Raw genomic sequence first — 24,667 nt, forward strand, 5'->3', positions numbered from 1 at the left:
CACTTTTTTAGAGCAGGATTATATAAAACAAATTACACTAAATATTATGAAGAAGAAGGGGTGTATAGATTGTCCCAATACGAAACACCATTGTTTACCGCTTTAGTTGAGCACAGTAAGCGAAATCCAATTCAATTCCATATTCCTGGTCATAAAAAAGGACAGGGCATGGATCCTACATTTCGCGAATTTATTGGGCATAATGCATTAGCAATTGATTTAATTAATATTGCGCCACTCGATGATTTACATCATCCAAAAGGTATGATTAAAGAAGCACAGGATTTAGCAGCCGCTGCATTCGGTGCAGATCATACTTTCTTTTCTATTCAAGGTACAAGTGGCGCTATTATGACAATGGTGATGAGCGTTTGCGGTCCTGGTGACAAAATCCTAGTACCACGAAACGTGCATAAATCAGTAATGTCAGCTATTATTTTCTCAGGTGCAAAACCGATTTTCATGCATCCTGAAATCGATCCGAAGCTCGGTATTTCTCATGGAATCACAATTCAATCTGTCAAAAAAGCACTTGAAGAGCACTCAGATGCAAAGGGCTTACTTGTTATTAACCCAACGTACTTTGGGTTTGCTGCAGACTTAGAACAGATTGTACAATTAGCACATTCTTATGACATCCCTGTACTAGTCGACGAGGCTCATGGTGTTCATATTCATTTTCACGATGAATTACCTATGTCAGCGATGCAAGCTGGTGCGGATATGGCAGCAACAAGTGTTCACAAATTAGGAGGCTCTTTAACTCAAAGTTCTATTCTTAATGTGAAAGAAGGCTTAGTGAATGTAAAGCATGTCCAATCTATTATTAGTATGCTTACAACTACATCAACTTCTTACATCTTGTTAGCATCCCTTGATGTTGCGAGAAAACGTCTTGCTACAGAAGGAACAGCACTCATAGAACAAACAATACAATTAGCTGAGCATGTTCGTGATGCTATAAATTCTATTGAGCATCTTTACTGTCCTGGAAAAGAAATGTTAGGTACAGATGCTACCTTTAACTATGATCCTACAAAGATAATTGTATCTGTAAAAGATTTAGGTATTACCGGCCACCAAGCTGAAGTATGGCTTAGAGAGCAATATAACATTGAAGTAGAACTCTCAGATCTATACAACATACTATGTCTTATCACTTTGGGAGATACAGAAAGTGATACAAATACACTTATTGCAGCTTTACACGATTTAGCAGCAACATTTAGAAATAGGGCAGATAAAGGTGTTCAAGTACAAGTAGAGATTCCAGAAATTCCAGTGCTAGCACTTTCTCCTCGAGATGCTTTTTATTCGGAAACAGAAGTCATCCCATTTGAAAATGCAGCGGGTCGTATTATAGCTGATTTTGTTATGGTTTATCCGCCAGGGATTCCAATCTTTACTCCGGGGGAAATTATTACACAAGAAAACTTAGAGTATATTCGGAAAAACTTAGAAGCAGGTTTACCTGTACAAGGTCCTGAAGATATGACATTACAAACATTACGTGTTATTAAAGAGTACAAGCCTATCAGTTGATAGGCTTTTTTTTCACCTTTTTTCCTTTTCTTCATACGATACTTAAGAATGTAACGTATAGGTGGGGATACTATTATGATTGTAATAGGCCGTTCTATTGTACATCCTTATATTACAAATGAATATGAGCCATTTGCAGCAGAGAAACAACAAATTTTATCAATAATGGCAGGAAATCAAGAAGTTTATTCCTTCCGAACAGCTGATGAACTCAGCTTTGATCTCAATTTACGAGTTAATATTATTATCTCTGCACTAGAGCTTTTTCAAAGTGGATTTCAGTTTCGCACATTTCAACAATCCTTTTGCAACCCCCAGTATTGGAAAAGAACATCCCTTGGAGGATTCGAGCTTCTTCCAAACATACCATCTTCTATTGCCATACAAGATATTTTTAAAAATGGAAAACTATATGGAACTGAATGCGCAACCGCTATGATCATTATTTTTTATAAAGCTTTACTATCATTGTATGAGGAAGAAACTTTCAATCGTCTATTTGCAAATCTTTTACTTTATACATGGGACTACGATCAAGATCTAAGGCTCATAACAAAAAACGGTGGCGATCTTGTTCCAGGTGACCTCGTTTACTTTAAAAACCCACAAGTGAATCCAGCTACGATTGAGTGGCAAGGAGAAAACACAATCTATTTAGGAAATTTCTTTTTTTACGGACATGGCGTGGGTGTAAAAACAAAAGAAGAAATTATTTATTCATTAAATGAACGAAGAGTCCCTTACGCTTTTATTTCAGCTTTCTTGACCGATACTATTACCCGTATCGATAGCCGTATAATGAGCCAATATGCTTCTTCTAGTACACCACAGACATCCATAAGCTTTATTCCAATTAGAGATGATGCAATCGTTGCAACAGTTGGTCATACAACTACAATTTATTAAAAAAGCGCCTACACATGTAGGCGCTTTTTCTTATTATTAAGCTTTTGTATGTTCTTTATGGTCACATTCGCAATGAGATCCACATTTCCCGTATAGTACTGTTGATTTTTCATCTTCAAAATGTCCAATTGTTCCTTCACATACTTGGCATACGATTGTTCCCATTTTCATTTCCCCCTGAGTTTTAATAGTAATCTATTTATTTATCATTAAGCTTTCGCATTATCTTTTCTAGCACAGTCACAATTTGTTCCACATTTTCCGTAAAGTACCGTCGTTTTCTCATCTTCAAAATGTCCGATTGTTCCTTCACATACTTGGCATACGATTGTTCCCATTTTCATTTCCCCCTAAGTTTATGGTCCTAAAAACTTTTAGCTGTCCATTTCCTATCAATTATTGGGCTTTTGTATGCTCTGTGTGATCACATCCGCAAGATCCACATTTCCCGTAAAGTACCGTTACTTTCTCATCTTCGAAGTGTGCAATTGTACCTTCACAATCTTGACATACGATTGTTCCCATTTTTCATTTCCCCCTAAGTTTATAATCCCAAAAACTTTTTGTAACCGCTTAACTTTCTGTCTTCATTTTAATATGTTATACTTTTTACGTCAATAGGTTTTTAGTATAACACATTAAATATTTTTAATTTAAATTAGTATGCGATATTAAAATAAAAAAACAGCCATATTTATAAGTACGACTGTTTCACATTAATTATTCTTCATATTCCGCATGTAAAGAAGTTGACGGAACTAGAAATTTGAAAAACTGAGCTAACTCCTTTGCTTCCTCTTCTGATCCTAATTTAAAAATCTCCTGTATATATTGAACATTCTCTACATCATCTCGTCCGAGTAAAGTAGATCTTCCTGTTTGCATACAAACAATGAGCGGCTTTCCAAAAAACATATTTGTATAAATAACACCAAAATCATAACGTGTATCATGTGTCATAAACCCTAAAAATCGTACCTTCACACTTTCATGCTCATCATACAATTTTTCAAACATTGGTTTCCACCTTTCTACATCACGTTTCATTAATAGTATATTAAACAAAACATGTAATACTCCTTTTAATTGTCAAAAAATTCAGTAGGATGTAGAATGATAGTATTCTACTAAGCTAGGGGGAACTTATATGCAACACGCCTTTATTACGCTTGTACCGAAATCCAACCAACAATCAGTTTCAATAGATGATATAAAACAACTTTTTCATTATTATAAAACAGTTACTTCTAAAACTGGTGCCCAAATTAATTACACGTATACAAATACCGCTTTTCCTTATGAAATTTTAGATACATCTACAACAACATTAAAACTTCAATCCACTCACGACCGGTATGACTCAATTTATATTGGTGTTGGTATAGAAAATGAACAATCTTTCATCCAAGTTTCTTTACCACCTAATGCAACATTTGGTGACAAAGGGAAAGCAAATGAATTTTGCCGTTTTTTAGCGAAGAAATTAGAAGGAGAGTTACAATTATTTAATGGAAGAACAATGTATTTTTATAAACGCTAATTTAAAAAATAGATAATATGATTAAAAATAATATACAATTCGAACATGTAAGAAATAAAGCTTGCTTTCTTACGTGCAATACAAAATATGCTATTACATAGGCTAAATATAGAAATACGAAAAAAAGAATAACTTTATAATGAAACTTATCACCATTCGATAATGTTAATACAGTGGAAAAGCCACTCCATAGTAGTAAATGATAAAATATAACATGTAATATTTTCATGGAACCTTCTCCTTTGACATGCTCTATTTTATTAATATATGGGGGTAAGTTTGAATCAATTACATATTATAGGATGATATATATTACCTTCGAAGTAAGTTAAGCCTGAATCATTTGTTAAAGTATTATATATTCATTCGACAAGTACGTTTAAAGACCTTGCAAGTCATTTGATGAAAATAAAAATAGCCCCTCTCTTACAATAAGAGAAGGGCTATTTACATTACTTAAATTATTTTACAATGTGAATTGGCATTCCAAGAGCAACTTCAGCTGCTTCCATTGTGATTTCACCTAATGTTGGGTGAGCATGGATTGTTTGAGCGATATCTTCAGCTGTCATTCCAGCTTCGATAGCTAAACCAATCTCAGAAATAATATCAGAAGCACCTGCACCTGCAACTTGAGCACCTACAAGAAGACCATCTTCTTTACGTGTCACAAGTTGTAGGAAACCGTCAGTGCTGTTTAATGATAATGCACGACCGTTAGCAGCGAATGGGAACTTAGATACAGTTACAGTCATTCCAGCTTCTTCAGCTTGTTTTTTAGTGTAACCAACAGATGCTAGTTCTGGATCAGTGAAGCATACTGCAGGAATTCCGATGTAATCGATAGCTGATGCATGGCCACTAATTGCTTCTACAGCTACTTTACCTTCGTAAGAAGCTTTGTGAGCTAATGGTGGTCCAGGAACGATATCACCGATTGCATAGATGTTTGGTACATTTGTACGACATTGCTCATCGATTTCGATGATGCCGCGGTCAGTCATTTTAACTCCAACTTGCTCAAGACCGATTTCTTGAGTGTTTGGACGACGACCTACAGTTACTAATACGTAATCAGCTTCTACAGTTTGGATTTCACCTTTAACTTCAAAGCTAACTTTTACGCCAGTTTCTGTTTCTTCAACGCCTTTAGCCATAGCTTTTGTATGGATATTTACGTTACCTTTTTTCTGTAGAGCACGTTTAACAACAGAGCTCATAGCTTTTTCGAAACCAGCTAAGATTTCGTCGCCAGCTTCTACTACAGTAACTTCTGTACCGAAGTTAGCATATGCAGTACCTAATTCCATACCGATGTAACCGCCGCCGATTACAACAAGTTTTTTAGGAATTTCAGGTAAGCTTAAAGCACCTGTAGAGTTGATAACACGTTTAGAGTATTTGAATCCTGGAATTTCGATTGGTGTAGAACCAGTTGCAAGAACAGCATTTTTAAACGTATAAGTTTGAGCTGCATCTTCAGTCATAACGCGTAATGTATTAGCATCTACGAAGTAAGCTTCACCGCGAATGATTTCAACTTTGTTACCTTTAAGAAGGCCTTCAACACCGCCAGTTAATTTCTTAACTACGCCGTTTTTCCATTCTTGAACTTTTGTAAAGTCAACTTTTACGTTTTCTGCAGTAATACCCATGTCATCAGAATGCATTGCATTCTCATAACGATGACCTGCATTGATTAACGCTTTTGAAGGAATACATCCAACGTTTAAGCATACGCCACCAAGGTTAGCTTTTTCAATGATTGCTACCTTTTGACCTAATTGTGCTGCACGAATTGCCGCAACGTATCCACCAGGACCTGCACCAACAACGACTGTATCTAATTCAATTGGGAAATCTCCTACTACCATTGTTATTACGCCTCCATTACTAATAATTGTGGGTCATTCAATAGACGTTTAATTTGGTTTAACGCTTTTTGAGCAGTTGCACCGTCAATTAAACGATGGTCAAAGCTTAGAGATAATGCTAATACTGGAGCTGCAACGATCTCACCGTTTTTCACAACTGGTTTTTCAGCGATACGGCCGATACCAAGAATTGCTACTTCTGGGTGGTTGATAACTGGAGTGAACCATTGTCCACCTGCAGAACCAATGTTTGTAATTGTGCAAGAAGCACCTTTCATTTCAGCTGGAGCTAGACGACCTTCACGTGCTTTACCAGCAAGATCATTGATCTCGTTAGAGATTGTGAAGATAGACTTACGATCTGTATCTTTAACAACTGGTACTAATAGACCTTTGTCTGTATCAGCTGCGATACCGATGTTGAAGTAATGTTTATGAACTACTTCTTGAGATGCATCGTCTAAAGAAGTGTTTAACATTGGGTATTCACGTAATGCAGATGTTAAAGCTTTAACAACGTACGGAAGGTAAGTTAATTTAATACCTTTGTCAGCTGCTACTGCTTTGAACTTCTTACGGTGAGCAACAAGTTCTGTTACATCTACTTCGTCCATTAATGTTACGTGAGGAGCTGTGTGTTTAGAGTTAACCATTGCTTTCGCAATCGCTTTACGGATACCACTCATTTTCTCACGAGTTTCTGGATATTCACCAGCTGGGATTGGTTGTGCTTTTGGTGCTTCTTCTTTCGCTGCTGCTGGAGTAGCTTCTACTGCTGCTGGAGCCTCAGTTGCTGCTACAGTTTGTCCACCATTTGCAAATGCATCGATGTCAGCTTTTACGATACGGCCATTCTTACCAGTACCAGCTACTTTATGAATGTCTACACCTTTTTCACGAGCGTATTTACGAACAGATGGCATAGCAATTACGCGCTCATTTACTACTTCTGCAGTTGCTGCTGGAGTAGCTTCCGCTGCTGGAGCTTCTACTGCTGCTTCTTCAGCTTTTGGAGCTTCATCATGATCGTCACCTTTAAATTTAAGGTTTTCGTATCCAGGAGCATCAAATTTAATTAATGTATCTCCTACGATTGCAACTGTTCCTTCTTCTACAAGTACTTCAAGTACTTTACCTTTAACAGGAGAAGGGATTTCTACTACTGCTTTATCATTTTGTACTTCAAGAAGTACATCGTCTTCGTTTACTTCATCGCCTGGTTTAATAAACCATTTTACGATTTCACCTTCGTGGATACCTTCACCGATATCTGGTAGTTTAAATTCAAATGCCACGGAATTCAGCCCCCTGATTCATTTCATTATTATGGAATATGTACAAAAGAAACCAGCATGTGCTGATTTCTTTTGCACATGAAAAGCTAAAAATTAGAAGTTCATTACTTTGTTTACAGCTTCAACAATATCTTTGTGGTTTGGTAACCATACGCTCTCTGCTTGAGAGAATGGGAATACTGTATCAGCAGCTGCAACACGTACAACTGGAGCTTCTAAGTTTAAGATTGCACGGTCGTTAATTTCCGCTACAACGTTAGCTGCAATACCAGCTTGTTTTTGAGCTTCTTGAACTACAACTACGCGACCTGTTTTTTCAACAGAAGCGATGATTGTTTCGATATCTAATGGTTGAACTGTACGTAAGTCAACAACCTCTAAAGAGATACCTTCTTTTTCAAGTTCTTCAGCAGCTTTTAATGCAGCGTGAACCATAGCACCGTAAGCGATAACAGATACATCTGTACCTTCACGTTTGATATCAGCTTTACCTAAATCAATTGTGTAATCACCTTCTGGTACCTCTTGACGGAATGAACGGTACAATTTCATATGCTCTAAGTAGATAACTGGATCGTTGTCACGAATCGCAGAGATTAAAAGACCTTTAGCATCGTATGGAGTAGATGGAATAACAACTTTTAGACCAGGTTGTTGAGCCACTAATCCTTCTAAGCTATCAGCATGTAGTTCAGGAGTATGAACACCACCACCGAATGGAGAACGAACTGTTACTGGAGCAGTCCAACGTCCACCAGAACGGTAACGCATACGAGCTAATTGACCAGAAATTGAATCCATTACTTCATAAACGAAACCGAAGAATTGGATTTCTGGAACTGGACGGAATCCTTCAAGTGCAAGACCAACTGCAAGTCCACCAATACCAGACTCTGCAAGTGGAGTATCCATTACACGATCTTCACCAAATTCAGCTTGTAAACCTTCAGTAGCACGGAATACACCGCCGTTTACACCAACGTCTTCACCAAATACAAGTACGTTAGGGTCATTTTTCATTTCAACGCGTAAAGCATCAGTGATTGCTTGAATCATTGTCATTTGAGCCATGGCTTACTTCGACTCCTTTTCTTTGTAGATTTCATATTGTTCAGCTAAGTTGTAAGGCATTTTTTCGTACATGATTTCCATTAAATCAGTTACTTTTTGTTTTGGAGCTTGGTCAGCCTTAGCAATTGCTTGTTTGATATCTTCTTTTGCTTCTTCGATTACTGTCTCTTCAACTTCTTGAGACCATAGGCCTTTAGCTTCTAAGAACTTACGGAAGCGTACGATTGGGTCTTTTTGTTCCCATTCGTTTTCGATATCTTTTGTACGGTAACGAGTTGGGTCATCACCAGCCATTGTATGTGGACCGTAACGGAATGTTAAAGTCTCGATTAAAGTAGGGCCTTCGCCATTTACTGCGCGCTCACGAGCAAAAGCAGTTGCTGCGTATACAGCTAATGGATCCATACCGTCTACTTGAATTCCGTAAATACCTGCTGCTACTGCTTTTTGTGCTACAGTTTTAGCTGCAGATTGCTTTTCTACTGGAGTAGAGATTGCATAACGGTTGTTTTGAACAACGAAGATTGCTGGAGCTTTGAATGCACCTGCAAAGTTCATACCTTCGTAGAAGTCACCTTGTGAAGCACCACCGTCACCAGTGTAAGTAATTGCAACAGATTTTTTACCACGTAGTTTCATACCTAACGCAACACCAGCAGTTTGGATGATTTGCGCACCGATAATAATCTGTGGAGCTAATGCATTTACATTCTCAGGCATTTGGTTACCCATGAAGTGTCCACGAGAGAATAAGAATGCTTGGTATAATGGTAATCCGTGCCATACTAATTGTGGTACATCACGGTATCCTGGTAAGATGAAGTCTTCTGCTTCAAGTGCGAAATGACTTGCTAATTGAGAAGCTTCTTGTCCAGCTGTAGGTGCGTAGAAACCTAAACGTCCTTGACGGTTTAAAGAAATAGAACGTTGATCTAATACGCGAGTATACACCATACGACGCATTAATTCTTTTAATTGATCATCAGATAATTCAGGCATAGCTGCTTCATTCACAACTTCACCGTTTTCATTTAAAATTTGTAATGTTTCAAATTGAGCTGCGATAGCTTTCATTTGCTCATCAACATTAAATAGGGTCTTTTTTGTTTTAGTACCCATTCCGTTCACCTCTTCCTCTCTTGAACCATATTCTGAAACGCTTTCACTGGCTATTTTCCAGTTTAAAAAGCGCAACGATGTAAACCAACATGTTTGTATGTCGGTTGAGAATAATTTTGTGTACCTAACAATCTGTACTAATGTTTTTTCAGAAACATATTAATACAATCTTGATCACGTTTTTTAGTTTACAACTATTCTAATTACGATGTCAATTACTTTGAATACGTTTTTTTATAAATAATATGCAGGTTTCTACTACACAAACGTGTTTTTATTTTTTACATCTGTATTAGTAAGCATTGACCTACTGTTATATTATTCCCTTTTTCACTTATTTTTTCTCTTAGAATAATATGTAAACGATTTAATTCTCTTTAGTTTTTCTCTCTTCGTAACAAAAATATACAAACTACTCTTCCTTTTTTAGGTAAATACCTATACATTTCTACCCTCTCTTCCATACATTATAGTAACCGCAGTATTAGCGGGAAATGATAAAGGAGGTCATCTCATGTACGGATACTCATATTGCTATCCAACTTGTTCATATCCTTCCTACGGTTATGGCGGTTCTTGTGGCGGGTCTGGACGCGGCTTCGCCTTAATCGTTGTGTTGTTTATTCTTTTAATTATCGTTGGTGCTGCTTGCATTCGCTAATGTAAAACGAAACAACTATGGAAAGAAAAAGACGGCTTTGCTGTCTTTTTCTTTTTATCACATACATAACTACTCTATAATAGAACAATTTCCAAAATGCCTTCCCTTTCTTGCCGATGACTTTTTCCATCTCCTTTGGTAGACTAAAGAGGAAAGGAGAGATTACATATGCTTACAATGAAAGATGTTATTCGCGAAGGAGATCCTATTTTGCGCAACGTTGCAGAAGAGGTGTCATTACCGGCAAGCGAAGAAGATACAACTACCTTAAAAGAAATGATTGAATTCGTAATAAATAGCCAAGATCCTGAAATGGCTGAAAAATATAGTTTACGCCCTGGAATCGGATTAGCGGCTCCGCAAATCGGTGTTTCAAAAAAAATGATTGCAGTTCATGTAACCGATGCGGATGGTACATTATATAGCCATGCATTATTCAATCCAAAAATCATTAGCCATTCTGTTGAACGTACATATTTACAGGGTGGTGAAGGCTGTCTGTCTGTAGACCGCGAAGTACCTGGTTATGTTCCTCGTTATACAAGAATTACAGTAAAAGCAACTTCTATTAACGGAGAAGAAGTAAAATTACGTTTAAAAGGTTTACCAGCAATCGTATTCCAACACGAGATTGATCATTTAAATGGCGTTATGTTCTATGACCATATCAATAAAGAAAATCCTTTTGCCGCTCCTGATGATTCCAAACCTCTAGAGCGATAATAATAAAAAGGCGGAAGTTAATCTTCCGCCTTTTTATTATGAAATGGGTTCCATATTCACTTATAGCAATCCAGCCCACTTTAGTCCATGATATATACCGTCTTCATTAACATCCTTTGTCACATGATTTGCAAGTTTTTTCAAGTCTTCATGGCCATTTCCCATCACAATACCTGTGCCAACGGCTTCGATCATTTCTAAATCATTTAAGCCATCTCCAAATGCATACACTTGATCACGATTAAAACCTAACTTTTCAATGTATTTCTCAATTCCTTTTGCCTTAGAACCACCATTCGGAATGATATCCATTGAATATGCATGCCAACGAATAAAATGAAAATCTGGATAATGATTAATAAACTTTTCCTCTTCATTTACTTCACAAAAAAGTAGTGTTTGATAAATATTACGTTCCTCATAAAAATTAGGCTCATATGCTGGATGCTCAAAGTTTAAGCTTCCAAAGCCTTCTTTCACATAATCATGATATTCCACTGATGCTCTCATATCTTGATGGTCAAGATATACAAGTGGATATCCTTCTTGTTTTGCAAACTGAGTAAACCTATGTAAAGCATCTGGATGTAACGGATTATTAAATATTACCTCATCTTCAAAGACAACATATTGTCCATTAAAACTAACATAATTATGTATATTAAGTTCCCTGCGAATATCTTCGAACATAAATGGCGCGCGCCCTGTCGCAATTGCTACATGTACACCTTTTTCTTGTAACTGTTTTACTGCATCTCGTGTAGATTGCGGAATTTTTTTATCATGATCTAATAATGTTCCATCAATATCAAAAAAGACAATTTTATCATTCATTTGTCAAAATCCTTTCTGGGACTCTATATTCCTATTTTGAATATCACTTTTCAAATTCTAAAAAAAAGTATAACATATTAAACATCTGTGAAGAAAGCGTTCCCTTTCTGACCTTATTTGTAAACTTTGCATATATATATTAGTAAAACATGTAGATACTTGTTCGGATGAATTTTCTTTTCCATTCTTCCTCATACTATACCTATAACTAACGGCTACTGATCGTTACTATAGAATAACTTTCACTGTATGGGAAAGGACAAGATTCACCATTCACTTTTGTCCTATCTCTTATATCAGAGATAGAGTTTTCACTAGTAATAGGCATGTTTAAAATAAGGAAAGGAAGGAGTAATCATGCTGAAGAAGCTGAAGAAAAAGCTCAAGCGTTATTTAAACGGTCTAGTCCGTAAAAAGACAATCGCTTAAATTGTGCCCATTTCGGGCTTTTTCTTCATTCTCATTCGAAAAAACATGAAAATCGTGACTGTTTGCTTTATAATAAGTAACAGATAATGCAAAACATAGACAAGGAGAGGTTTTCCAAATGATTTTTAAAGTATTTTATCAAGAAAAATTAACTGAGGTTCCAGTACGTGAAAATACAAAAGTTTTATATTTAGAGGCTACGTCTGAAAAGGATGTTCGTACAAAGTTAAATAAGTTCGCATATAATATCGAGTTTGTTCAGTCTGTTACTGGCGCTCATCTTGAATATGAAAAAGAAAACGCTGATTTAACATTAGCGGAAATCGTATAGCGATATGAAATTTCTAAAAAACGACCAAGTTGCTGTATTTGCTCTCGGTGGGCTTGGTGAAATCGGTAAAAATACATACGCTGTTCAATTTCAAGATGAAATTATTATAATTGATGCTGGAATTAAATTTCCAGAGGACGAACTTCTCGGGATCGATTATGTAATACCAGACTACACTTATTTTGTGCGAAACGAAGATAAAATTAAAGGGTTATTCATTACACATGGTCACGAAGATCATATCGGCGGAATCCCTTACCTATTACGTCAAGTGAACATTCCGATTTACGGCGGAAAATTAGCAATTGCACTCATCAAAAACAAATTAGAAGAACACGGCTTACTTCGTAAAGCAAAACTTTACGAGATTCAAGAAGATGACGTTATTAAATTCAAAAAAACGTCTGTATCCTTCTTCCGTACAACTCACAGTATTCCAGATTCGTACGGCGTTGTTGTGAAAACACCTCAAGGTCAAGTTGTTCATACAGGTGACTTCAAATTTGACTTCACACCAGTTGGTGAACCAGCTGATTTAACAAAAATGGCTGAAATCGGTAAAGATGGCGTACTATGTCTATTATCTGATAGTACGAACAGTGAAGTTCCAAACTTTACTATGTCTGAGCGTCGCGTTGGTGATAGCATTCAAGACATTTTCCGTAAAGTAGAAGGACGGATTATATTCGCAACCTTTGCATCAAATATCCACCGCTTACAACAAGTTGTTGAAGCTGCTGTTGAAAACAACCGTAAAGTAGCTGTGTTTGGTCGAAGTATGGAAGCAGCGATTGAAATTGGACAAAACCTTGGTTATATTCGTTGCCCGAAAGATACATTCATAGATGCATCTCAACTAAACCGCTTACCAGCTAATAAAGTTGTTATTTTATGTACAGGTAGTCAAGGTGAACCGATGGCAGCACTTTCACGTATTGCAAATGGTACACACCGCCAAATTCAAATTATTCCTGGAGATACAGTTGTTTTCTCTTCTTCACCAATTCCAGGAAATACAATTAGCGTAAGTCGTACAATTAACATGTTGTACCGCGCTGGCGCTGATGTAATTCACGGGAAACTTTCAAATATCCATACAAGTGGACACGGTGGACAAGAAGAACAAAAGTTAATGTTACGTCTAATTAAACCGAAGTACTTCATGCCAATTCATGGTGAATATCGTATGCAGCGTATGCACATGAACATAGCAAATGATTGTGGCATCCCTGAAGAAAATTGCTTCATTATGGATAATGGCGATGTTCTTGCTTTACGTTCGGATGAAGCTAGCGTAGCTGGAAAAATCCCATCTGGTTCGGTCTACATTGATGGAAACGGTATTGGAGATATTGGCAATATCGTATTACGCGATCGTCGTATCCTTTCTGAAGAAGGACTTGTAATTGTAGTTGTAAGCATTGATATGAAAGAATTTAAAGTTGCAGCAGGACCTGATATCATCTCACGCGGTTTCGTTTACATGCGTGAAAGCAGCGATTTAATCAATGATGCACAAACATTAATTACAACTCATTTAGAAAAAGTAATGGAGCGTAAAACAACACAATGGTCTGAAATTAAAAATGAAATTACAGACACATTAGCCCCATTCCTATATGAGAAAACGAAACGTCGTCCAATGATTTTACCAATCATTATGGAAATATAAGAAAAAGGACAATGCCATGAAGGCATTGTCCTTTTCTTTTCTCTTATCTTAAAAAGTGTTTAAATCGATCCACTTCATCGTCATGACCAATGACAATTAATATATCTCCTGCTTGAATATTCTCCGTAGCTCGAGGGGATACGATAACTTCTTTGCCTCGTTTAATTGCTACAATATTCAATCCAAACTTCGCACGAATATCTAATTCAATTAAAGAGTGCCCATCAATTTTTTTATTCGCAATAATCTCTACAATACTATGCTCATCTGAAAGCTCAAGGTAGTCTAGCACATTGCTTGATGCAATATTATTAGCAATCCTTTTTCCCATATCACGTTCTGGATGCACAATATGATCTGCACCTATTTTACTTAACACTTTTTCATGATAATCATTTTGAGCTTTTACAGTAATATTTTTTACACCCAACTCTTTCAAAATCAAAGTCGTTAAAATACTTGAATTTAAATTATCTCCAATAGCAACGACTACGTGATCAAAATTTCGAATACCAAGGCTTTTTAATACCATCTCATCTGTTGAATCTGCAATTACAGCATGCGAAGCTATATTTGCAAATTCATTAATTTTATCCTCATCTGAATCGATTGCCATTACTTCCATACCTAATTGAGCTAGTTCTCGACAAATACTTCCACCAAAGCGACCAAGTCCAATGACAGCAAATTCTTTTTCTTTCTCACCCACAAGAATTCCTCCAATAACTTCAAGTACTATTTATTTTCAGTGTAACACACTTTATATGCGTCACAAAAACTATGATTAGCTCTTATTTTTGTTTTTGTATATAAAAATATTGTTGCAAGTAAAAAGCGATACCAACAAGTAGCATAGCAAATACAAATATATTTCCAAAAGAACTAAATGTTTCAAAAACGAATAATAATGTTTCTTGACCAAAAAAGGCAAATAGAAGCTGTGTGAATGCAAATAACAACGCCCATATGTAATGATGTTGATGGAATAAATAATGCGTTGCACCTAAAAAAGCAATAAACGAAAAGATAAAGATCCACCAATTTTCTAAAAATAGTTGCCAATTAGAAAATTGATATCCATTTACTAATATCGCAATAAGCGCGATAACTGCCATCGTCGGCACACTCCAAAATAATGCCCGTCCTCTAAAGAAACGAGTGCCTTTAACATCTCCTTTTTCATGTGCAATATATGTTAGTACTACTGTGCTTATATACAAAACAGAAAGAATTGTTAAAACGATAATAAGCCAAAAATGTAATTGATAATATTCATGCTCTATATTTGTCACGATTGCAGCTAACATGCACGGAATTAACATTCCCGTCCAACCATCTACTTTTCTTTCATTCCAAAAGACCGTATTACCAATCCTTATTCCTAACAACATAAAAATAATGATACCCAATACAAATAACGTAGTTTTATTCCCTACTAAACTCGTTGAGAAAGCAATTAATCCAATAAATAAAAAGAGCACAAACCCATTCATAATTTCTAGTACAGGTGATAAATATCTCTTCACCCATTTGTATGTTTCGTCATATTCATTATTATCTACTAGACGATAGGCATAAAAACTTATCCCAAAATAAACCGCCGCAATAATAACATACGCATATAAGACGAAACATAAAATCGCACTGCTAATTTGCACGTAATTCCCCACCCTTTTTTCTATGTTTCACATTGATTTTACACACTTTTCATACTAAAAGTAAACATATATAAGTTAGTCAAATAATTAATAATGAGCAGTGGCTAAACCCCCTGCTCATTATTAAAACAGTACAATTAACTTTAATTCTTCCATTTGTATGTAAATGTCTAAAATCAATCTATACGAGCGTTACTTACACCTCAGAACAAAAAGTTATTTGGAACCTTCAAGAGAGCGGAAGTTTTATTTTCTATTCCCTTTCCACTTTACATATTGGCTTAAAAATGTGATTGCCTTTTCAATCACTTCTTCGTCTGGTTTTAATTTTGCATGATGTAAACCATATTCTGAATTTACTCCAAGCCAAAACATAAATCCAGGGATTTCTCGAAGCATATAACCAAAATCTTCACCCGTCATTGCCTCAGTACATGTAATAACATTCATATCAGTTTGTTTATGTACAAATTCCATAAACTCTCTCGTTAACTCTTCATGGTTATATACTTGATGATACATTGCTCCGTAATCTATAATCGCCTCACACTGGAAAGAAGCTTCGATACCTGCAACAATTGACTCAATTCTGCTTTTCACACGCTTCATTGATTCCACTGATAATGTTCGAATCGTTCCTTCTAAACGAGATTTTTCTGCAATAATATTTTGAACCGTACCACCTGTAATTTTCCCGATTGTAATTACTGCACTATCAAGAGGATTTACATTGCGACTAATAACGGATTGAAGCTGTGTAACAAGGTGACTCGCTGCAACAATCATGTCATTTGCAGTATGCGGATAGGCAGCATGGCCACCTTTCCCTTTTAAATCAATATATAATTCTGAAGTATTGGCAAATAACAGTCCTTCTTTCGTTGCAATTGTCCCCACAGCGTATTCTGGTGCAATATGAAGACCAAGAATTATATTTGGTTTCCATTCTTTTAACTCTTCACTTTCTAACATAGGAAGAGCACCGCCTGGTCCTTCTTCTGCTGGCTGGAATAGAAATACAAGGTCATCATCTATTCTTTCGCTCACAGCTTTCGTTAGAAGGCCTAAACCGATTGTTGTATGTACATCATGGCCACATGCATGCATCATTCCTTCATGAATAGAAGCAAACTCGTATCCAGTTTCCTCTGTAATTGGTAAACCGTCTATATCTGCACGATAACCTATTATTTTTTCGGGATTTTTTCCATTTACTTTAACGATTACACCCGTTTTCCATGTCTTCACTTCCATAAATTCATGAGAAAGTGTTCCTATATAATCTAAAATATACTGTTGTGTTTTCCATTCCTTAAATCCGATTTCTGGAATTCTATGTAAATCTCTACGAATTTGGATAAATTTGCTTACTGTCATTTTTGCACCTCTATCTATAAAAAGCGTAAGAGCCCATTTACGCTCTTACGCTTTTTTTACTTTTTATTTCTCTGGGTTTAATTGACGAAGCTCTTGTTTAATTTCTGTTTTTGCTTTTGTCTTCTCATCAATTTCTTTAATTACACGTGCTGGAGTACCTGCAACAACTGTGTATGGAGGCACATCTTCTGTTACAACAGCTCCTGCTGCTACGACTGCACCTTTCCCTACTGTAACACCCTCTAAAACAACCACGTTTGCACCGATTACTACATCATCTTCAACGATAACTGGTTTTGCAGAAGGTGGCTCAATAACACCTGCAAGTACAGCACCTGCACCTACGTGACAGTTTTTACCGACTGTTGCACGTCCACCAAGTACTGCGTTCATGTCGATCATAGAACCTTCACCAATTACAGCACCAATGTTAATTGTTGCATTCATCATAATTACAGCGTTGTCACCAATTTCAACATGGTCACGAATAATAGCACCTGGCTCGATGCGAGCTTTAATACCTTTTAAATCAAGCATCGGGATTGCAGAATTACGACGATCGTTTTCTACAACGTAGTCAACGATGTGCTTATTATTCTCATCAAGAATTGTCTTAATTTCAGACCATTCTCCGAATAATACACCTGACTTTTTATTCACAAATGCTTGTACTGTTTCAGGGAATGTTACTTCTTTTAAATCCCCTTTTATGTATACCTTTACAGGAGTTTTCTTTTCACTTTTTTGAATAAACGAAATAATTTCGTTAGCGTCCATCATTTTCATTCTTGTTGCCTCCTAAATCCATTTATAATGTTACTCTACCAAACGAAAGAGCGAGTAGCAAGATAATAATCTTATTTTTCCCTTTGAATTTCTTCTATAATTTCTAAAAATGCTTGTACTTGCTTCAACTGCCTTGCCGAGTCACTTGTTAACAACCATGTTTCTCTCGTCAGTTGAACAGGTGTTTTATACATATTTTCCTGTACTTCCTTTAAAACAGTAGAAGGTAAAAGGGCATAACCTATACCATTTAAAACAAGTTGTTTACATGTTTCAATTTGGTCAACTACAATCGTTCGCTTAGGCGGATTAGAAAATAAACCATACCACCAATTTTGTATTTGTCCATAATAAGTCGAATCACTTTTAAATTGAATGAACGGCCTATTTGTTTCTTTTAACATCGAAATATCTTTTATTTCTTTATCAACTAAATACAGTTCATCTTCAAATAATTGTTGCTTCTGACCTTTATATTCTTGTGTTCCCCTCAGTATAGCAACATGAACGTCTCCTTCATAAAACTGCTTTTGCACTTCACTACTCCATCCAGTAAACAGCGATATCTTGACAGAAGGATATTTATGCACAAACTTTTTCAAAACAGGAGGGAGCCAATATTGACCAATAACTGATGCAACAGCTATTTTTAACGTTCCATGAGTTTCCGTTCTGAAAACAGCTAGCTCACTTTTTATATCTTCTTCCCTTTGCAACATTTCTTTAGCATAATTTGCAACTTTTTCCCCTTCAGGTGTAATTGTCAATCCTTTTTGTGAGCGAATAAAAAACTTCATTCCCCATTGTTTCTCCATAGATTGTAATCGTTGACTCAGCGCAGGTTGGGAAACAAATAAACGTTCCGCCGCTTTTCTCATATTTGATTCCTGAGCTAACACAACCATCATTTGAAAATCATCAATTTGCAACTTTCTCCCTCTTTCCTTAGCTTCCATACACCTTATTTCAATAAGCTTTTCATCCTTAATTTACCCGAATGCTTTCATTCAGAAAATACAATTGTCCAGCGCAAACTTTCCTTATGTTTTATGTCTTTTTAAATATAATACATACACAAGTGATATGCACGAAAAAAAAGTGACTTCTTCGTTTCTATGAAGTCACTTTTCTTACGTTATCGATTATGTTGCCTTACTTTCTTATTCAACAATTTTAAAATAGCCCGACGTGTTAAAATCCCCTCAAAATAGCCTTCTTCATTAACAGCGCAAATAAAAGGATGATCAATTGTCATTTCTAAAGCTTTTGCAAATGAATCGTCTAATTTAAGAACAGGTATATCTTCTTTCATCACCTGCTCTACTTTCATATCATCGAGTCTTTCAAACTCAATACGTTCTAATCCTAACATACCATCTAATATCATGGCAGTACTAATCAAACCATGTAGTTTATACATTGGATCTAAGACAGGTATCGCCGAATATCCAGATTTCACAAGAACGAGTAAAGCATGTTCTAAACTATTTCCAATTTGGACATGAGCTACTTTTTCCGATGAAATCATTAAATCCTTCACAAGAATTTGTTGAAATTCGTCTTTCGGAATACTAATCATATTACATCCCCCATTTTCCCTTTTTCCTGCTTATGTTCACAACTCTATTCACATTTTATGACAGCGTTTTCATATTATTATTTTGTCCTAAATTTATTTCAATAAAAATACAATCACACAGCTATTTTAGCATACAGCACAAAAAAAAGACTACCATTCCGGTAGCGCTTAATACCCTTTATTTTTTAATCTGTAAAATAACCTTGTGATTTTTTTATATTGCATCACATCTGTCTGTTTCAAACCATTCTCAATATCTGTAAGTTCCACAGCTAAAATTTCACTTGCGTAATTTTGCTGAAATAAAATATCTAGTAGTAAACTTTCTTCTTCCTTCGTTAAAACAACTTCCCTTTGCATATACCCCTCTCCTTACACTCGCATCGTTACTCTTATTATATAAAAAATTCAACCTATTTAATAGATGTAATATTCAGTTTTTATTAAAAGATATATAGCAATCGTATACATACAAAAAAATCATTTCGTATATCGATTTGCATAGCTAAACGCCGCATAAGCATCTGGCTTAATTTTTGCAGTTAATCCCATCGCTCGAATTTTTTCTGTCATATCTAAAATAAATTCTTTTGTTAAACCATCATTCCCAATGTCTAAATGAATTTCCATTATGAATCCAGCCCCATCTTGAGCATAAGGATGCAATAACTCCCATATTGTTTGTATATGAGTAGGCGTAAATAGACATGCGATTTCTTGACTAAACTGCGTTTCTAAATATATTTTCTCACGTAAGGTTGCCGGCTTATCTTTTACTGATCTATGGTGTAAACAGCCCCAGGCACCTTTTCCAACACGATGAATATGGATTGCTGTAATAAACCTCGTATCCTTTTGATGCGCTTGTGAGTCTGTCCCAATGGATAATCGATATAAATTTCGCGGATCCTTTTCAATGAAACTACAAATACGGTTAAAGACCATATCAAAATTTAAATGTCTCTCTGAAACATTGTAAAATTTATGTGCACCGTCCACAGAGTCACGTCCTTTCAATTAGACAGACTTTTCGTATTCTCATTGTATGGGACAAAAACTAAAATTATAACTTCCTATCCTTTATTCGTTTCAATATTTCGAATTACAAAGTGACAAACTTGGCACGTATAAATTACATTTTGATTAGATTGAGCCGTTAATACATGAATAATCTCAGCAGAACTTTGACAATTAGGACAAATCACAACTGGTAAACGTTCCATACGATAACCTCCTAGTTATATTTCTCCCGCTATTTGCAGAACCCAGCGATTGTGAGAAGTTTAGCTTCACATATTCACCCGGTTGACGGGACTCATTTTCCACATGGATAAGCAAACTTGCACGGATTAAAATTTCATTTTAATACCATTGTAGGAAAAATAAAAAACTTCTATACATTCCACTAGAAAGTAATAGAACTAAAAAAGGTACTGCCACATGGCAGTACCTTTTTTATATGTATCAAGAAATGATATCGTAAATCTCAATTGCAACCATGTCGATATTATCGAATTGATACACTTGAGGTTTTTCACCTTGTTGATACACTTCTAACTCATACATTTCACTTTTATCGAAAAATTTCACGCTACATTTGCGCTCACCGTTCACTTCAAAATAGCGTTGTGCTACTTCACCGCTTTCAGCTTGTTCTTGTAGACTAACAAGTCGAGTTAAAATTCCTTGGAGTAGAGACATGAAATCTCTCCTTTCTCTGATCTTCCTACCAATAGGTTTTACAGCTATACTCATTCTATCCGTCATAACAGAAAAAATGTTCCACACTCTAGGATAAAGGTTATTGGCCAGAAACTCAACTAAAAATTTGTCGAAATGCGAAGGAAAAAACAGAAAGAACATATTTCCCCTTCTTTATTGCGGTTTTTATACTGGAAGAATATAATAAAAAACAGAAAAAAGGAGGAATAACAATGAAAAAAATTGAGGTTTATACACAACCCGATTGTCCGCCCTGTGTTATTGTGAAAGAATTTTTGAAGCATAATAACGTTGCATATGAAGAATTTGACGTAAAAAAAGACGCTGCTGCTCGCAATCGTCTTTTATACGACTATGATTCTTATTCAACTCCAACAGTCGTAATTGATGGCGAAGTAGTTGCAGGGTTTCAAATTGAAAAGTTACAACAACTACTCAATATAGAATAGGAATAGGTAAATACCTATTCCTATTCTTATCCCGCTATTTGTGGGTAGTAAAACTCCTACCCCAAATTTAGCTACAGCAAAGAAGTTAGATGGAAGAGTAATCCCTCCCACTGATTAAAAGTTTCACTTTATAATTGTTGCAACCTTTTTATTTCAGTTAAAAGTTCCTGACTTTCATGATATCCTGCTAGCTTCCATTTATCTTGATCCCTTTTCAATGTTACAATTTGATACTGTCCACTTTTTGTCCGCTCATATACATATAAATTTTTATGTTCTTCATCATACGACATTTTCGTTTCTGAATTAAAAGAAAACGGTGCTTCTTTTGCCGGAAGTAAATATTCACCACTTTGTTTATCACTTCTGCTATTTTCATCTGTAAATACTTGAAGGAAATTATCTGTAAAATACGGTGATAACGTCTCTATCATCTTATTCATCGGCAAATGCTTCCCACGAATTGAAAACTGGGTTTCATAGCCTTTTTGTATCGTTGTAAATACTTCTTTCCGATCGACTTCCACTTCCTCTTTTCCTAAAACAGTCGTAACACTATAACCAACTAGAAAGGCAACACATACAAATAGAACAAGCCATATTCCATATTTCCTCATTTTTTCACCTTCCTTTTAAAAGAACTTGTCTTTGTAGTATTCATTGTAACAATGATTATGCAAAGACAGGACAGATTTCGTTCGTAAAATCTTTACAACGATAGACAGCATTTTCATCACCATTTTCACTATTACCAATTTATGATAAAAACAAACAAAAAATGCACGAATCTCTTCGTGCATTAAAATAAAACATCTTCTTCATATAAATATTCATAAGATAAATCTATAAATAAAAAGTTGTCATCATCAATCGGGAAAGAAAATGTTCGTACCATTTCTCCCGTTTCAATATCTGCATATAAATCTGAAAGCCTCGCCTTATTTTCAAAACGCATTTTCATGATATTCTCGAGAAAATACGGGCGCCAACTCCAGTTCTTCATATAATAATCCGGCATCACAATCCATTCTCCATCTTTTTTCATAACATTTCCTGATTGTTGGAAACCATCTTCATTACAAATAAATATACGAAAACTACACTGTGATACACTTTGACTAAATTGTAATAACCAATCATTTATATCTTCATTCTTTTTTTGTTTTGATAAAACATCGCCAATGCGATCGCGTAACATCTCTGTTAAATTATAAATTTTTTGTAACTTCTTCTTTTCATGCTGAATAAACTGATGACATTCATTACCTAGTCGCTCTTTCAAAACATTCGTTTCAATAAAATCAGGTAAACATTCTTTCAAATAATTACCTTGATAATATCTTCCGCCGTTCTTCCAAGCATATTGCAGTTGATAAAAAGCATCTATTTCTTCATATAACAAAGTTGCACCAATTCTTCTAGCAAGTAATGATAAAGAATATAAAATATCTTGATAAGATTGTAAAAGTGCTGTTTGCCTTAAGTTCGTTAAATCTACTTTTAAAATATCAGGTGCTAACACGCTAATACGCTCTAAATTACTTGTGCCCGTTCCGACTTTATTAATCGAAATTTGAATACCATATGTACGATAATACATAAGCAAATGATTAAATTGCTCTATATCTTCTTTACATTCATGTTCTGTAATCTCTAAAACAATTTGTTTTAAATTTAAACCTTGTTCTTCATACCTCAATAAAAGTTGAAGCAAGCTTTCATCATCATCATTCATTAATACATTAGCATTCCGATGTATAAATAATAATAATTTTTGATCGCTTTCTAAATAACGATTTAAAGCTTTTTCTACTATAATATTATCCGCTTCCAGTTGAAATTCACTTGGAATCGAATCATCGTGAAAGAAAGAAGCTAAACTTTGTATGCCCTCTTCTGTTTGAATACGTCCTACTACTTCGTATCCAATTACAGTATGCTCATCAGCACTAAAAATAGCTTGATAATAAGGAAGGACTTTATCCAAGTTACTCATTACATCTAATGCATCTATCAACGTGCTTCCCTCCCTTTACTTTTCAAAAATTATAACATGATATTTACGGAAAAATAATAAAAAATCCCTTCAGTTTTCCTGAAGGGATTAGAGGGGTAAAATGCTAAGGGGAATTAGCAATTCTACTATGAAGAAAAAAGAGGTCTTAAATATAACGTATATATGACCTCTTGTAAACACTTTTCTTTCATATGTCACAATTCCGTCACATTTAGCCGTAAAAAAATGAATCAAATATTCATTTTTTTATCCCTTTTAAAATGGATATTGATGTAAATGTTGTCCTCCATCCATTGTCATGCAAGTTCCATTTATGTACGCAGCTTCATCTGAACATAAATAATAAGCTAGACCAGCGATTTCTTCTGGCGTACCCAGCCTTCCAAGCGGAACACTTTGTATCGTACGTTTAGCCATTTCTTCTGAAATCCATAATTTATCAGCACCGCCCGTACGTTCAATTGGTCCTGGCGCGATAGCGTTAACTCGTATTCCATATTTACGTCCCCACTCAACAGCGAGCGTCTTCGTCATCGCTAATACTCCTGCCTTCGCTGCAGCCGAATGAATAACTCCTGGACCAGCATCCCATGCATATGTTGCTACCATGTTAATGATATTCCCTTTTATACCTTTTTCAATCCAATATTTTCCGACAGCATGACTACAGTAAAACGTACCGTTTAATACAATATTAATGACTGAATTCCAGCCATTCACAGATAAATCTTCTGCTGGACAAATAAAGTTTCCAGCTGCATTATTTATTAAAACATCAATTCTACCAAACTTCTCATCAATCTGTTCAATCATTTTCTGAATGTCATCCGTATTTCTTACATCCATTTGTACAGGTAATACTTGCCCTGGAAATTGTTCAATTTCCAACTTTGTTTCCTCTAGTTTTTCCTTTGTACGTCCTGTAATAACAACTCGTGCCCCTTCTTTTGCAAAACGAGTCGCCATTCCTTTTCCCATTCCACTCGATCCACCTGTTATAATAACTACCTTTTCTTTCACATACATCCCCTCCAAAAAATGAATACATATTCATTTTATCACTTTATTTAATAGAAATCTTT

The 24,667-nt window shown here is 35.6% G+C and carries 31 protein-coding genes; 8 read left to right on the forward strand and 23 right to left on the reverse strand.

What is annotated here, in order from left to right:
* The first annotated feature begins 69 nt into the window (after positions 1-69).
* Together speA and BHV55_RS19865 are read left to right on the forward strand one after the other, a co-directional pair.
* Positions 70-1,542 carry an arginine decarboxylase gene (speA, locus tag BHV55_RS19860; RefSeq protein ID WP_000084898.1) on the forward strand — a complete coding sequence of 491 codons (1,473 nt, stop codon included), beginning with the start codon at positions 70-72 and terminating at the stop codon, positions 1,540-1,542.
* A gap of 75 nt (positions 1,543-1,617) precedes the next feature.
* Positions 1,618-2,448 carry a protein-glutamine gamma-glutamyltransferase gene (locus BHV55_RS19865; protein ID WP_000635342.1) on the forward strand — a complete coding sequence of 277 codons (831 nt, stop codon included), beginning with the start codon at positions 1,618-1,620 and terminating at the stop codon, positions 2,446-2,448.
* Between the two features lie 36 nt (positions 2,449-2,484).
* On the opposite strand, the gene BHV55_RS19870 is transcribed toward BHV55_RS19865, so the two are convergent.
* The 4 genes from BHV55_RS19870 to BHV55_RS19885 form a co-directional block, all read right to left on the reverse strand.
* On the reverse strand, positions 2,485-2,613 hold the full coding sequence (locus BHV55_RS19870) for a GapA-binding peptide SR1P (RefSeq protein WP_000536796.1): 129 nt from the start codon (positions 2,611-2,613) through the stop codon (positions 2,485-2,487).
* A 44-nt stretch (positions 2,614-2,657) separates the two neighbouring features.
* Positions 2,658-2,786: a GapA-binding peptide SR1P gene (locus BHV55_RS19875; protein ID WP_000536803.1), complete on the reverse strand. Its 129-nt coding sequence runs from the start codon at positions 2,784-2,786 to the stop codon at positions 2,658-2,660.
* Between the two features lie 58 nt (positions 2,787-2,844).
* The gene (locus tag BHV55_RS19880; RefSeq protein WP_000536778.1) at positions 2,845-2,973 is read right to left on the reverse strand and encodes a GapA-binding peptide SR1P; all 129 of its coding nucleotides are present in this window, start codon (positions 2,971-2,973) and stop codon (positions 2,845-2,847) included.
* A gap of 195 nt (positions 2,974-3,168) precedes the next feature.
* Complete coding sequence (locus BHV55_RS19885) at positions 3,169-3,465, reverse strand: DUF3055 domain-containing protein (RefSeq protein WP_000462038.1); 297 nt, start codon at positions 3,463-3,465, stop codon at positions 3,169-3,171.
* Positions 3,466-3,595: 130 nt separating this feature from the next.
* Here BHV55_RS19885 and BHV55_RS19890 point away from each other — a divergent pair, with 130 nt between their 5' ends.
* A complete protein-coding gene (locus BHV55_RS19890; protein WP_001163302.1) occupies positions 3,596-3,988 on the forward strand; it encodes a DUF1885 family protein in 393 nt (130 codons plus the stop codon).
* 1 nt (position 3,989) lies between these two features.
* On the opposite strand, the gene BHV55_RS19895 is transcribed toward BHV55_RS19890, so the two are convergent.
* The 5 genes from BHV55_RS19895 to pdhA all read right to left on the reverse strand — a co-directional run bounded on the left by BHV55_RS19895 (position 3,990) and on the right by pdhA (position 9,347).
* A complete protein-coding gene (locus BHV55_RS19895; protein ID WP_000697469.1) occupies positions 3,990-4,217 on the reverse strand; it encodes a hypothetical protein in 228 nt (75 codons plus the stop codon).
* Positions 4,218-4,449: 232 nt separating this feature from the next.
* Positions 4,450-5,862, reverse strand: a complete 1,413-nt coding sequence (gene lpdA, locus BHV55_RS19900; RefSeq protein ID WP_000260104.1) for a dihydrolipoyl dehydrogenase — start codon at positions 5,860-5,862, stop codon at positions 4,450-4,452.
* A 5-nt stretch (positions 5,863-5,867) separates the two neighbouring features.
* A complete protein-coding gene (gene pdhC, locus BHV55_RS19905; RefSeq protein ID WP_000863419.1) occupies positions 5,868-7,157 on the reverse strand; it encodes a pyruvate dehydrogenase complex dihydrolipoyllysine-residue acetyltransferase in 1,290 nt (429 codons plus the stop codon).
* A 93-nt stretch (positions 7,158-7,250) separates the two neighbouring features.
* Positions 7,251-8,228 carry a pyruvate dehydrogenase complex E1 component subunit beta gene (pdhB, locus tag BHV55_RS19910; protein WP_000068168.1) on the reverse strand — a complete coding sequence of 326 codons (978 nt, stop codon included), beginning with the start codon at positions 8,226-8,228 and terminating at the stop codon, positions 7,251-7,253.
* 3 nt (positions 8,229-8,231) lie between these two features.
* Positions 8,232-9,347: a pyruvate dehydrogenase E1 component subunit alpha gene (pdhA, locus tag BHV55_RS19915; protein ID WP_000536895.1), complete on the reverse strand. Its 1,116-nt coding sequence runs from the start codon at positions 9,345-9,347 to the stop codon at positions 8,232-8,234.
* 514 nt (positions 9,348-9,861) lie between these two features.
* Here pdhA and BHV55_RS19920 point away from each other — a divergent pair.
* Both BHV55_RS19920 and def read left to right on the forward strand, forming a co-directional pair.
* Positions 9,862-10,008, forward strand: coding sequence for a YjcZ family sporulation protein (locus BHV55_RS19920; protein ID WP_000274562.1), 147 nt, complete (start codon positions 9,862-9,864; stop codon positions 10,006-10,008).
* 168 nt (positions 10,009-10,176) lie between these two features.
* Positions 10,177-10,731: a peptide deformylase gene (def, locus tag BHV55_RS19925; RefSeq protein ID WP_000957048.1), complete on the forward strand. Its 555-nt coding sequence runs from the start codon at positions 10,177-10,179 to the stop codon at positions 10,729-10,731.
* Positions 10,732-10,791: 60 nt separating this feature from the next.
* On the opposite strand, the gene BHV55_RS19930 is transcribed toward def, so the two are convergent.
* On the reverse strand, positions 10,792-11,565 hold the full coding sequence (locus tag BHV55_RS19930) for a Cof-type HAD-IIB family hydrolase (RefSeq protein ID WP_000998279.1): 774 nt from the start codon (positions 11,563-11,565) through the stop codon (positions 10,792-10,794).
* 547 nt (positions 11,566-12,112) lie between these two features.
* Here BHV55_RS19930 and BHV55_RS19935 point away from each other — a divergent pair.
* Together BHV55_RS19935 and rnjA are read left to right on the forward strand one after the other, a co-directional pair.
* The gene (locus tag BHV55_RS19935; RefSeq protein WP_000576435.1) at positions 12,113-12,325 is read left to right on the forward strand and encodes a DNA-dependent RNA polymerase subunit epsilon; all 213 of its coding nucleotides are present in this window, start codon (positions 12,113-12,115) and stop codon (positions 12,323-12,325) included.
* Between the two features lie 4 nt (positions 12,326-12,329).
* On the forward strand, positions 12,330-13,997 hold the full coding sequence (gene rnjA, locus BHV55_RS19940; RefSeq protein ID WP_000670377.1) for a ribonuclease J1: 1,668 nt from the start codon (positions 12,330-12,332) through the stop codon (positions 13,995-13,997).
* A gap of 43 nt (positions 13,998-14,040) precedes the next feature.
* Here rnjA and BHV55_RS19945 read toward each other — a convergent pair whose 3' ends face one another.
* From BHV55_RS19945 to BHV55_RS19990, 10 genes are all read right to left on the reverse strand, one after another.
* On the reverse strand, positions 14,041-14,706 hold the full coding sequence (locus tag BHV55_RS19945; RefSeq protein ID WP_000504032.1) for a potassium channel family protein: 666 nt from the start codon (positions 14,704-14,706) through the stop codon (positions 14,041-14,043).
* Between the two features lie 82 nt (positions 14,707-14,788).
* Positions 14,789-15,655, reverse strand: a complete 867-nt coding sequence (locus tag BHV55_RS19950) for a cytochrome c oxidase assembly protein (protein ID WP_001167321.1) — start codon at positions 15,653-15,655, stop codon at positions 14,789-14,791.
* Between the two features lie 246 nt (positions 15,656-15,901).
* A complete protein-coding gene (locus tag BHV55_RS19955; protein WP_000218662.1) occupies positions 15,902-17,032 on the reverse strand; it encodes an N-acetyldiaminopimelate deacetylase in 1,131 nt (376 codons plus the stop codon).
* Positions 17,033-17,095: 63 nt separating this feature from the next.
* Positions 17,096-17,818: a 2,3,4,5-tetrahydropyridine-2,6-dicarboxylate N-acetyltransferase gene (gene dapD, locus BHV55_RS19960; RefSeq protein ID WP_000783241.1), complete on the reverse strand. Its 723-nt coding sequence runs from the start codon at positions 17,816-17,818 to the stop codon at positions 17,096-17,098.
* A 71-nt stretch (positions 17,819-17,889) separates the two neighbouring features.
* Complete coding sequence (locus BHV55_RS19965; RefSeq protein WP_001987174.1) at positions 17,890-18,774, reverse strand: transcriptional regulator CcpC; 885 nt, start codon at positions 18,772-18,774, stop codon at positions 17,890-17,892.
* A gap of 179 nt (positions 18,775-18,953) precedes the next feature.
* Positions 18,954-19,397, reverse strand: coding sequence for a cyclic-di-AMP-binding protein CbpB (cbpB, locus tag BHV55_RS19970; protein ID WP_000623579.1), 444 nt, complete (start codon positions 19,395-19,397; stop codon positions 18,954-18,956).
* 168 nt (positions 19,398-19,565) lie between these two features.
* Positions 19,566-19,757, reverse strand: a complete 192-nt coding sequence (abbA, locus tag BHV55_RS19975) for an antirepressor AbbA (protein WP_001188692.1) — start codon at positions 19,755-19,757, stop codon at positions 19,566-19,568.
* Between the two features lie 120 nt (positions 19,758-19,877).
* Positions 19,878-20,396, reverse strand: a complete 519-nt coding sequence (locus tag BHV55_RS19980) for a ribonuclease H-like YkuK family protein (RefSeq protein WP_000348489.1) — start codon at positions 20,394-20,396, stop codon at positions 19,878-19,880.
* A 74-nt stretch (positions 20,397-20,470) separates the two neighbouring features.
* Positions 20,471-20,620: a hypothetical protein gene (locus tag BHV55_RS19985; RefSeq protein ID WP_000440540.1), complete on the reverse strand. Its 150-nt coding sequence runs from the start codon at positions 20,618-20,620 to the stop codon at positions 20,471-20,473.
* Positions 20,621-20,861: 241 nt separating this feature from the next.
* Positions 20,862-21,098 carry a YkuJ family protein gene (locus BHV55_RS19990; protein ID WP_000055151.1) on the reverse strand — a complete coding sequence of 79 codons (237 nt, stop codon included), beginning with the start codon at positions 21,096-21,098 and terminating at the stop codon, positions 20,862-20,864.
* 233 nt (positions 21,099-21,331) lie between these two features.
* On the opposite strand from BHV55_RS19990, the gene BHV55_RS19995 reads away from it, so the two are divergent.
* Positions 21,332-21,568 (forward strand): glutaredoxin family protein, encoded by a 237-nt coding sequence (locus BHV55_RS19995; protein WP_000717875.1) that lies wholly within the window; start codon positions 21,332-21,334, stop codon positions 21,566-21,568.
* Positions 21,569-21,696: 128 nt separating this feature from the next.
* Here the strand turns inward: BHV55_RS19995 and BHV55_RS20000 are convergent, their stop codons facing one another.
* The 3 genes from BHV55_RS20000 to fadH form a co-directional block, all read right to left on the reverse strand.
* Positions 21,697-22,185: a DUF3993 domain-containing protein gene (locus BHV55_RS20000; protein ID WP_001233804.1), complete on the reverse strand. Its 489-nt coding sequence runs from the start codon at positions 22,183-22,185 to the stop codon at positions 21,697-21,699.
* Between the two features lie 182 nt (positions 22,186-22,367).
* Positions 22,368-23,585: an EAL domain-containing protein gene (locus tag BHV55_RS20005; RefSeq protein ID WP_000564306.1), complete on the reverse strand. Its 1,218-nt coding sequence runs from the start codon at positions 23,583-23,585 to the stop codon at positions 22,368-22,370.
* A 255-nt stretch (positions 23,586-23,840) separates the two neighbouring features.
* On the reverse strand, positions 23,841-24,605 hold the full coding sequence (gene fadH, locus BHV55_RS20010) for a 2,4-dienoyl-CoA reductase (protein WP_000660913.1): 765 nt from the start codon (positions 24,603-24,605) through the stop codon (positions 23,841-23,843).
* Positions 24,606-24,667 lie beyond the last annotated feature (62 nt).

Origin of the sequence: Bacillus sp. RZ2MS9, assembly GCF_001816185.2 — a bacterium.
Classification (GTDB): Bacteria; Bacillota; Bacilli; order Bacillales; family Bacillaceae_G; genus Bacillus_A; species Bacillus_A cereus.

What these genes read in the sequence shown, in the direction of transcription:
- pdhA (WP_000536895.1), bottom strand. Translation starts at nt 9,347, where the DNA reads ATGGGTACTAAAACAAAAAAGACCCTATTTAATGTTGATGAGCAAATG.
- def (WP_000957048.1), top strand. Translation starts at nt 10,177, where the DNA reads ATGCTTACAATGAAAGATGTTATTCGCGAAGGAGATCCTATTTTGCGC.
- BHV55_RS19870 (WP_000536796.1), bottom strand. Translation starts at nt 2,613, where the DNA reads ATGGGAACAATCGTATGCCAAGTATGTGAAGGAACAATTGGACATTTT.
- BHV55_RS19865 (WP_000635342.1), top strand. Translation starts at nt 1,618, where the DNA reads ATGATTGTAATAGGCCGTTCTATTGTACATCCTTATATTACAAATGAA.
- BHV55_RS19935 (WP_000576435.1), top strand. Translation starts at nt 12,113, where the DNA reads ATGATTTTTAAAGTATTTTATCAAGAAAAATTAACTGAGGTTCCAGTA.
- abbA (WP_001188692.1), bottom strand. Translation starts at nt 19,757, where the DNA reads ATGCAAAGGGAAGTTGTTTTAACGAAGGAAGAAGAAAGTTTACTACTA.
- BHV55_RS19955 (WP_000218662.1), bottom strand. Translation starts at nt 17,032, where the DNA reads ATGACAGTAAGCAAATTTATCCAAATTCGTAGAGATTTACATAGAATT.
- lpdA (WP_000260104.1), bottom strand. Translation starts at nt 5,862, where the DNA reads ATGGTAGTAGGAGATTTCCCAATTGAATTAGATACAGTCGTTGTTGGT.
- cbpB (WP_000623579.1), bottom strand. Translation starts at nt 19,397, where the DNA reads ATGATTAGTATTCCGAAAGACGAATTTCAACAAATTCTTGTGAAGGAT.
- dapD (WP_000783241.1), bottom strand. Translation starts at nt 17,818, where the DNA reads ATGAAAATGATGGACGCTAACGAAATTATTTCGTTTATTCAAAAAAGT.
- BHV55_RS19985 (WP_000440540.1), bottom strand. Translation starts at nt 20,620, where the DNA reads ATGGAACGTTTACCAGTTGTGATTTGTCCTAATTGTCAAAGTTCTGCT.
- pdhB (WP_000068168.1), bottom strand. Translation starts at nt 8,228, where the DNA reads ATGGCTCAAATGACAATGATTCAAGCAATCACTGATGCTTTACGCGTT.
- BHV55_RS19880 (WP_000536778.1), bottom strand. Translation starts at nt 2,973, where the DNA reads ATGGGAACAATCGTATGTCAAGATTGTGAAGGTACAATTGCACACTTC.
- BHV55_RS19995 (WP_000717875.1), top strand. Translation starts at nt 21,332, where the DNA reads ATGAAAAAAATTGAGGTTTATACACAACCCGATTGTCCGCCCTGTGTT.
- rnjA (WP_000670377.1), top strand. Translation starts at nt 12,330, where the DNA reads ATGAAATTTCTAAAAAACGACCAAGTTGCTGTATTTGCTCTCGGTGGG.
- BHV55_RS19895 (WP_000697469.1), bottom strand. Translation starts at nt 4,217, where the DNA reads ATGAAAATATTACATGTTATATTTTATCATTTACTACTATGGAGTGGC.
- BHV55_RS19920 (WP_000274562.1), top strand. Translation starts at nt 9,862, where the DNA reads ATGTACGGATACTCATATTGCTATCCAACTTGTTCATATCCTTCCTAC.
- BHV55_RS19990 (WP_000055151.1), bottom strand. Translation starts at nt 21,098, where the DNA reads ATGTCTCTACTCCAAGGAATTTTAACTCGACTTGTTAGTCTACAAGAA.
- BHV55_RS19875 (WP_000536803.1), bottom strand. Translation starts at nt 2,786, where the DNA reads ATGGGAACAATCGTATGCCAAGTATGTGAAGGAACAATCGGACATTTT.
- BHV55_RS20000 (WP_001233804.1), bottom strand. Translation starts at nt 22,185, where the DNA reads ATGAGGAAATATGGAATATGGCTTGTTCTATTTGTATGTGTTGCCTTT.
- BHV55_RS19890 (WP_001163302.1), top strand. Translation starts at nt 3,596, where the DNA reads ATGCAACACGCCTTTATTACGCTTGTACCGAAATCCAACCAACAATCA.
- BHV55_RS19885 (WP_000462038.1), bottom strand. Translation starts at nt 3,465, where the DNA reads ATGTTTGAAAAATTGTATGATGAGCATGAAAGTGTGAAGGTACGATTT.
- BHV55_RS19930 (WP_000998279.1), bottom strand. Translation starts at nt 11,565, where the DNA reads ATGAATGATAAAATTGTCTTTTTTGATATTGATGGAACATTATTAGAT.
- BHV55_RS19965 (WP_001987174.1), bottom strand. Translation starts at nt 18,774, where the DNA reads ATGGAAGCTAAGGAAAGAGGGAGAAAGTTGCAAATTGATGATTTTCAA.